The 7,403-nt window shown below is 68.1% G+C and carries 7 protein-coding genes; 4 read left to right on the forward strand and 3 right to left on the reverse strand.

Annotation, left to right across the window (positions count from 1 at the left end; genetic code table 11):
• Positions 1–250, forward strand: a 250-nt coding sequence (locus tag ARC78_RS16885; RefSeq protein WP_206742681.1) for a hypothetical protein, incomplete at its 5' end; no start/stop codon positions are given.
• On the opposite strand, the gene ARC78_RS15220 is transcribed toward ARC78_RS16885, so the two are convergent.
• On the reverse strand, positions 244–2,022 hold the full coding sequence (locus ARC78_RS15220; RefSeq protein WP_057506586.1) for an amidohydrolase: 1,779 nt from the start codon (positions 2,020–2,022) through the stop codon (positions 244–246). The genes ARC78_RS16885 and ARC78_RS15220 overlap by 7 nt on opposite strands.
• Positions 2,023–2,306: 284 nt before the next feature.
• On the opposite strand from ARC78_RS15220, the gene ARC78_RS15225 reads away from it, so the two are divergent.
• Entirely contained in the window at positions 2,307–2,849 is a 543-nt protein-coding gene (locus tag ARC78_RS15225; RefSeq protein ID WP_057506587.1) for a hypothetical protein, read from the forward strand.
• Positions 2,850–3,392: 543 nt separating this feature from the next.
• Here the strand turns inward: ARC78_RS15225 and ARC78_RS15235 are convergent.
• A complete protein-coding gene (locus ARC78_RS15235) occupies positions 3,393–5,588 on the reverse strand; it encodes a TonB-dependent receptor (protein WP_054659960.1) in 2,196 nt (731 codons plus the stop codon).
• A gap of 139 nt (positions 5,589–5,727) precedes the next feature.
• Between ARC78_RS15235 and ARC78_RS15240 the strand changes: the two genes are divergently transcribed.
• Complete coding sequence (locus tag ARC78_RS15240) at positions 5,728–6,141, forward strand: MerC domain-containing protein (RefSeq protein WP_054659962.1); 414 nt, start codon at positions 5,728–5,730, stop codon at positions 6,139–6,141.
• A 108-nt stretch (positions 6,142–6,249) separates the two neighbouring features.
• Complete coding sequence (locus ARC78_RS15245; protein ID WP_054659964.1) at positions 6,250–6,432, forward strand: 30S ribosomal protein THX; 183 nt, start codon at positions 6,250–6,252, stop codon at positions 6,430–6,432.
• Between the two features lie 145 nt (positions 6,433–6,577).
• On the opposite strand, the gene ARC78_RS15250 is transcribed toward ARC78_RS15245, so the two are convergent.
• Positions 6,578–7,399 (reverse strand): alkaline phosphatase family protein, encoded by an 822-nt coding sequence (locus ARC78_RS15250; protein WP_096144991.1) that lies wholly within the window; start codon positions 7,397–7,399, stop codon positions 6,578–6,580.
• Positions 7,400–7,403: the final 4 nt, after the last annotated feature.

Consider the following 7,403-nt stretch of genomic DNA (forward strand, 5'->3'; position numbering starts at 1 on the left):
CGCCTCGATGATCTGGCTGTCGGTGAATCGGGACTTCTTCATGGTAGAAATTTTCCTTCGAAAACTTCTACTTCTCACTGCGCTGGTTTTGCGGGGGGATTACCGGGCAATGGCCGGCCGGCGCTTGCAGCTTCCGCCGCAGGAATCGGGCAAAGACCCAGCCGGCGCTCACTGCTTCCCCGGGCCGATGCCTGCCGCTCTCGCAGGCCTGACCGGGCGCTTCCGCCCGGCCGGCGCAGGGTTTCAGTGATGGTGGCCGAAGCCGGTGTCGGCCAGCCGGCGGGAGCATTCCGGGTTGTCCGCGCAGGACGCGCTCTGGCTGGCGGTGGCGCTGGCGGCGTCGTAGACCACCTCGCCATCCTTGATGGTCTGCAGCACCTTGATGCTGTGCAGCTCGGCCGGGGCGATGGTCAGCGGGTTGTCCGAGAGCACCACCAGATCGGCGCGCTTGCCGGTCTCGATGGAGCCCTTGCTGTCCTGCTCGGCGTACTGCTCGGCCGCCCAGATGGTGAGCGACTTGAGCGCTTCCATCGGCGTGACCCGCTGGTCCGGGCCAAGCACATAGCCGCTGCGGGTGGTGCGGTTGACGGTGGCATCGAGCACCCGCATCGAATCGGGGAACACCACCGGTGCGTCGTGGTGGGAGGTGAACTTCATGCCGGCATCCAGCACCCAGCGGGTGGGTGAGATGTTCTCGGCGCGCTCGGGCCCCAGCACCGATTCGCGGTGCCAGTCGCCCCAGTAATAGGTGTGCATCGGAAACAGCGACGGGAAGATGCCGAGCCGGGCGATCTGCGGCACCTGGTCGCGGCGCATCGTCTGGCCGTGGACCAGTACCGGCATGAGCTTCTTGCCGGGATGGGCCTTCTCGGCCGCCGTCACCGCGTGAATGAACTGGTCGATGGCCGCATCGCCGTTGGCGTGGGCCAGCACCTGCCAGCCGTGTTCCCAGGCGCGGTTGATCAGGTCATCGGCCTGGGCGTTGGTGAAGATCGGATAGCCGGCGTAGGACGGCTTCTGGCCTTCGGGCACCTTGTAGTAGGGGCGGGTGAGCCAGGCGGTCTTGCCCTGCGGCGAGCCGTCCAGGGTGATCTTGACCCCGCCGATGCGGAAGTGGTCGGTGTACTGGTGGCTGTAATAGGGCCCCTGCATCGCCGGGTTGCTCAGCGCGACATCGATGTTGGTGTATGCGACCACGTCGATTTTCAGCTTTCCGGTTTTGCCGGCCAGCGGCAGCATCGCCAGCGTGCCGGCATCGGTATTGCCGTCCTGGGCGGTGGTGTAGCCGTGCTTCATGTACAGCGCCTGCCCGGCTTCGAGCATTGCCATGGCCTCGTCCAGGCCCAGGGTGGGCATCAGCTTGGCCAGGGTGAGATTGTGCGCGTTTTCCTCCATCACCCCGTTGGGCACCCGCGAGCCGGGTTCGCGGCGGATGACTCCGCCTTCCGGGTCGGGCGTGGCGGCGGTGATGCCGGCCACCTCCAGCGCCTTGCTGTTGTAGGCGCCCAGATGGCCGGACTGGTGCATCAGGATCACCGGAATCTCGGTGGTGATGGCATCCAGTTCCTCGCGGGTGGGATGGCGGCGCTCGGCCAGCTGCGAATCGTCATAGCCGAAACCGATCAGCACCTTGTAGCCGCGCGGACCGGCGGTCTGGGTGTAGAACTGGCGCATGATCCGCTGCAGGTCCGGGATCGAATTGCCCTCACCATCGGGGGCGGGCAGCAGGTTGGCCGACAGCGCCTGCAGGCCGGTACCGGAGACATGGCTGTGGCCGTCGATGAAACCGGGGGTGAGCGTGCGACCCTGCAGGTCGACCTGGCGAGCGGCGGGGCTGAAATCCAGCGCCGCCCGGCGGCTGCCGACAAAGGCGATCTGTCCGTCGCGCACCACCACCGCTTCAACCTGCGGCTGGCGGTCGTTGATGGTGAGGATGGTGCCGCCCGAGTACAGCGTGTCGGCGGCGCCGGAGGCGGGGGCGGCCAGCGCGGCCAGTGCGGAAATTGCCAGATGCAGTGCCATGGGAAGCCTCCAGAAGGGCGGGGTGCCGTCCCCGCAAGGGCGGCGTCATGGGCACCGTAACACCGCAGGCCGAAGCGGTTGGTGACATTTCAGGCCGGCGCGCCACCGCCAACGGCCACGCCCGGGCGTCGGCGCGGGGTGAGCTCCTGCGGGGAGGTGCGGACCGGAATGTCCGACCTCAGCGCGGGCCGGGAAAATCGGCCGATCCGGCAATGTTGGCATTCGGGAAGAGCGCCCGGCGATAACCGTTACGCTGGACCCTCACGGCGGCACAAGGGGCCCGAATGCGCAGCGTTATCCTGAAGGTGAGTGTGATTGGCGCGATGACGCTGCCCGGTGCATGGGCGGCCGAGCCTGCCGGGCAAGCGCAGATGATCCAGCGGGTGATCGAAGTCACCGATCCCTGCCAGCGGCGGCAGTTGCTGCTGGCGGTCTCCGCCGACATCCAGGAGTCACGGGCGACCGCACAACTGCAGCGGGACGGCGGTTCGACCGCGCTGGCGGCATTGGCTTGGCAGAATCACCTGCTGTACGTGTTCGCCGGGCTGGCCGAGCAGTGGGATATGGCCGCTTGGTTCACGCAGGGTACGCAGCTGGCCGCACAGACCCGCGCGGGCGAGGTGGCGCCGGAACCGGCCGCCGTGCGCCTGGCCGCCTGGAAACAGGACGGGCAGCGCCTGCGGAGCGCGCCGATAGCCGGCGTGGTGCCCGGTGACTGCCCGCTGATGCCCAGGGCGGTGGAGAAACTGCGGGCCGACCTGCGCCGCTGGATCGTGCGGCAGGCACGGGCCAATGGCAGTGCAGGATTGGAGGAGGCGCCGCGCTGAGGCCGCGCCGCGCGGGCTCAACGCACGGTCGGCGCGCTGGCCGGCAGACGCACGGTGTGGATGGGCTGGTTCACCAGCGCCGCGGCAACGGCCAACGGTATGCCGGCGTACCCCATCCAGCGGCAGTCGCCGCCGTACTGCAGCGCCGCGTGGTCCGGCCACGGCCGAAGAAACTACCGGTCTGGTGCGCCGGCAGCATCGGCCGGAACAGCGTGCCCCTATGGCGGGGCCGAACAGCTTGCCGACCGGCCCGGCGGTGGTCGGCGCCATCGCCCGTCAGCTGAGGCCGCGCGTGGCGGTGAACAGGCAGAACGTGGTGGGCGTTGGTGGCGACACCCGGGACCGCGCGATCAGCGCCGTGCGGCATGACGTACCCGCAACCCGGTGCGGGGATTGCTCGATCTGGGGGCCGTGGGGATCGCCGGGGTGCGAGAGTCCGGACCCTGTGCCTATGTGCTCAGCCGCCCGGGTTTTGGAGGCCGGCTTCTGGATAAGGAAAGGGAGCCTTGCGGCTCCCTTTCTGTGGGCGGAACGCGGGTTGGCTCAGAAGTACGCGCGGATGCCGAAAGCCACGCCACGGCCCGGCAGCGGTGCGTAGTCGCGCAGCAGCGAGGTGTGCGGGCGCGCCTGGCGGTCGGTGAGGTTGCTGCCGTCCAGGAACAGCTCGTAGCTGTTGCTGCCATTGCGGTCCCAGCGGTAGGCCAGGTGCGCGTCCACCAGCGTGTAGCCGTTGCTGGGGGCTTCGTTCAGGGCCACGTCCTTCTGGCGGCTGTAGCGCACCGCGCCGAGCGAGGCGCGCCAGCCATCGCGCGACCAGTGCAGGTCTGCGCCGATCCGGGCCGGGGCGATGCGCGGCAGGTAGCCGCCGTTGGCCAGCTCCACGCTGTAGTGGTGGGCGTGGCCGCCGTGCGGTACGGCGATATCGACGGCGCGGCTGCCACGGCCATCGAGTTCGGCTTTCACGTAATCACCGAACACGCGCAGGTCCCAGTCACCGCTGCCGCCTTCGAGCATGTGCCAGGTGGCCTCGGTCTCGGCGCCGAGGAAGGTGGCATCGTGCTGGGTCCAGGTGCGCACCGGCAGGCCGTCTTCGACCACGCCGGTATCGGCCAGGTAGATGAAGTCCTTGAAGCGGGTCTGGTAGATCGAGGCACTGAAGTCGATCCGGTCGTTATGGGCGTGCAGCCCCAGCTCGACGCGCTGGCCGCGTTCGGTATCCAGGTTGGCGTTGCCGATCTCCAGCGAACGGGTGGCGATATGCGCGCCGGCCGCGTACAGCTCCTCGTTGCTGGGCGCACGCTCGGAAGCGTCCACGCCAAAGCGCAGGTCGAAACTGTCGTTCAAGGCCCAGATGCCGGACGCGGAGAAGTTGCTGGCACCGAAGCTGCGGCCGCGCTGGGCATCGTCCGGATCGAGCTGGATGCGGTCATGGCGCGCGCCCAGTTCCAGCTTGAACGGGCCGAAGCTCTTTTCCTGCAGCACGAACAGCCCGACGGTATCGGTGGCGGTGCCGGGGACGAAGGCCTCCGCGCCGCTGGCGCCGAAATCGCTGCGGCCGACCTGCAGCCCGAATGCGCCGTCCCAGCCGGCCAGCGGCTGCTGCACCGCTTCCAGGCGCGCGTCGAAGCCCTTGTTGGTGAAGCGGGTCGACGGCGTGCCGGCTTCCAGCTCGGTGTGCTCGTAGTCGGTATAGCCGCCGCGCAGGGTCAGGCTCTTTAGGAGCGCGGTGGGGTTGTACAGGCCGCCCTTGAGCTCGAAGCGGTTCTGCACCATGTCGATGCGCACGTCGTGTTCGCCATGGTCGTCGGGCTCGTCGGCATGGACATCGGCGCCATGGTCATGGTCGTGGTCGCCATCGATGTGCACGTGCGCGCCGGCGGGAATGCCGTAGTTGCTGCGGTAGGTGCCCAGCGAGGCGCCGAGGAAGGCCGAGTCCCCCAGCCAGGTGGCGCCGACGCCACCGGCGCGGGTGCGGATCGCGCTGTTGTGCAGACGGCCGCGGGTACCCAAGTCTGCGTCGGGTTCGGCGTGCGCGTCGTGGTCATCGGTATCCAGCACCTGCGGGTCCATCGCATAGCCGGGGATGCGGTAGTCGTCGCTGTTGCGCACCAGTCCATCGACATGCAGCACCACATTGCCGTTGACGCCGTCGAGCCGGAACATGCCGCTGCGCTCGTCATTGACCGAGTTGCCACGCAGCTCGGCGCGGCCACTGAGCGGGCGATCGGGCAGGTCGCTGGCGATGCGGCCATCGACCACATTGACCGCGCCGCCAATGGCGCCGCTGCCGAACAGCAGCGTGGCCGGCCCCTTCAACACCTCGATCTGGTCGGCCAGGAACGGTTCGATGCCGGTGGCGTGGTCGGCGCTGACCGTGGAGGCGTCCATGCTGCCGATGCCGTTGGCCACCACCGCCACGCGCGGGCCTTCCTGGCCGCGGATGATCGGCCGGCCCACGCCCGGCCCGAAGTAGCTGGTCTGCACCCCCGGGAGTTTGGCCACCGTGTCGCCGAGCGTGCCGGACTTGTGTTCATCCAGATCGTTGCCGGCCAGTACCGCCACCGGACGGGCCAGCGACTCGGCCGAGCCCTGCAGGGGCGAGGCGGTGACTTTCACCGCCGACAGCTCGGTCAGCCGATGGCTCGGACCGGCGTCCTGATCGGACGCGGCGGCTATACCGGGCAGGGCGGCGAGCAGGGCCAGGAACAACAGGTGATGCTGGGTATGACGAGGATGCATGACAGGGCTCTTTTGTTACTTTGTATCACTGAGGGGGTGTGCTCATCCCGCGGCGACGTGGACGAAGACGCAGGGAGCAGCGGGGATTTCCAATTATGTTATATTATTCCATAACGATTCGCCGACCCTGCTGGAAGTCATGCACCTGCCCCCCGCCGCCCGCCAGTTCCTTGATCGCTTCGGTGCGACGGGCTCGTTGCTGTGCGCGGTGCATTGCGCACTGTTGCCGGCGCTGCTGGCCGTGGCCCCGGCGCTGGGGCTGTCGTTCTGGTTGAGCGACGGTGTGGAAGCGACGATCGTGAGCTTCGTGACCCTGCTGGGCCTGTTCAGTCTTATCTGGGGCTACCGCCGGCATCGCGCGCTGCAGGCGCTGGCGTTGCTGGTGCCGGGGCTGGTGCTGCTCTGGGCGGGCCTGCTGTATCCGGAGCTGCACCATTCCAGGGTGCCGCACGCGGTGGTGATGACGCTGGGCGGGGTGCTGGTGGGCTTGGCGCACCTGATGAATCTGCGCCTCAACCACGTGCACGTGCACGACGCCAGCTGCGCACATTAAGGGGCGCGTGATAGGCTCTGCACTCATTGCGCGGGGGCGCTTGTTGCGGCCTCGCCGAACCCGTGGAAACACGGGGTAATCTGGATTTCAAACTGAGGAGTTGACGACATGGGTAAGGGTGACCGCAAGACCGCCAAAGGCAAGCGCTACAACGCCAGCTACGGCAATGCGCGTAAGCACGTGCTGAGCAAGGTGGCCGTGGGCGCCGCTGCGCCGGTCGCCAAGAAGACTGTCGCCAAGGCGCCAGCAAAGAAGGCTGTGGCCAAGAAGACGGTTGCCAAGGCCGGCTGATCCAGCCGCCATTGGATGAAAAAGCGGCGCTTGCGCCGCTTTTTTTGTGCCTGGAAGCTGCCGGCGGGTGTCGCGTCAATCCCGTCGCGACCCAGCCAGCGCGCCGGCCTGAAGTCCTGGGCGCGCCGGAAGGTGTCAGTTGCGCTCAGTCGGACTGGCGCAGCGCCGGCAGCAGCGCCTTGGGATCGCCATCGTTGGGCCGGGCCGGAATGCCGATCAGCCGGGTCAGCAGCGGATAGAGATCGACGTTGTCGAACGTGCCCAGCTGCTTGCCGCGGGCGAAGGACGGGCCGCGGGCGACGAATACCGCCTGCATCGACGGCAGCGCCGGATCGTAGCCGTGCGAGCCGCGGTCGCCGGGCGCGCGCCTGGCGATCATCTCGCGGGTCAGGGCATCCCAGCCTTCCTGCATCTGGCAGACGATGGGCGGCACGCGCGGATGGCTGCCGTAGTGCCAGCGCGCCGGCAGCTGGGCCTTGTTCCAGCACTGGTAGTGGGGATGTTCGCCGAGCAGGTATTTTTCGGCCTCGGCCTGTTTGCCCGGTTGCGGTGTGAAACCCACCGACTGCCCGACAGACACCACCATCGCCACTGCCGGCGGCACCATGTCCTGGGTGGCGATCTGCTGGCCTTCCTTGACCGTGGCCATGCCGTGGTCGGAGACCACGATCAGGTTGGTGCGATCCAGCAGGTCCGCGCGGCGCAGGTCATCGACCAGCTGGCCGATGGCGTTGTCCACTTCCCGCAGTGCGGCGGCGTATTCGGGTGAATCCGGGCCGTGCGCATGGCCGGCCTGGTCGACGTGTTCCATGTAGCCGGCGACAAAGCGCGGGGGAATGCCATCGGGTGCGCCCTGCAGCCACGCCAGCAGCTGCTGCATGCGTGCCGGCAGCGAAGCACCGATCCACGGCCTGCATGCCGACCAGTGGCAACCGTACGATGAGGCTGTGTCGCTGCCGGCACGCATGCAG

Origin of the sequence: Stenotrophomonas pictorum JCM 9942, assembly GCF_001431585.1 — a bacterium.
GTDB lineage: Bacteria > Pseudomonadota > Gammaproteobacteria > Xanthomonadales > Xanthomonadaceae > Stenotrophomonas > Stenotrophomonas pictorum.

What these genes read in the sequence shown, in the direction of transcription:
- ARC78_RS15225 (WP_057506587.1), top strand. Translation starts at nt 2,307, where the DNA reads ATGCGCAGCGTTATCCTGAAGGTGAGTGTGATTGGCGCGATGACGCTG.
- ARC78_RS15240 (WP_054659962.1), top strand. Translation starts at nt 5,728, where the DNA reads ATGCACCTGCCCCCCGCCGCCCGCCAGTTCCTTGATCGCTTCGGTGCG.
- ARC78_RS15245 (WP_054659964.1), top strand. Translation starts at nt 6,250, where the DNA reads ATGGGTAAGGGTGACCGCAAGACCGCCAAAGGCAAGCGCTACAACGCC.
- ARC78_RS15235 (WP_054659960.1), bottom strand. Translation starts at nt 5,588, where the DNA reads ATGCATCCTCGTCATACCCAGCATCACCTGTTGTTCCTGGCCCTGCTC.
- ARC78_RS15250 (WP_096144991.1), bottom strand. Translation starts at nt 7,399, where the DNA reads ATGCGTGCCGGCAGCGACACAGCCTCATCGTACGGTTGCCACTGGTCG.
- ARC78_RS15220 (WP_057506586.1), bottom strand. Translation starts at nt 2,022, where the DNA reads ATGGCACTGCATCTGGCAATTTCCGCACTGGCCGCGCTGGCCGCCCCC.